This window comes from Bacillus sp. SIMBA_005 (assembly GCF_046535585.1).
Lineage (GTDB): Bacteria > Bacillota > Bacilli > Bacillales > Bacillaceae > Bacillus > Bacillus pumilus.
On the sequence record NZ_JAWRWI010000538.1, the window covers coordinates 1 to 266 of the forward strand.

Genomic DNA, 266 nt, shown 5'->3' on the forward strand with positions numbered 1-266 from the left:
TCGCGCGTAAAGATTCACCAGCTGTCGTGCGCTGGGCGCTTCGAGTTCCGGTGAGGCCACGATCAGCCACGGCTCGCGTTCGCGGGCGGACGCCTTTTTGCTCGCGGTCGAGCGCGATGTCCTGCTTGGCGTTCGCCGGTTCGGGCTGCGCCGCCCTTGGCGCGCCTTCGCGTAAACCACCAGTCGGCACTCGATTGGATCACTCCGATTGCTCAGCATCAGCGGCAGTTCGTAAGGCGTCGTCGACGCCAGCGCATGCAGCTGCC

General features: G+C 65.8%; 1 pseudogene. It reads right to left on the reverse strand.

What is annotated here, in order from left to right:
* Positions 1-266, reverse strand: a pseudogene (locus tag SB660_RS21200) (IS4 family transposase); the annotation flags it as partial.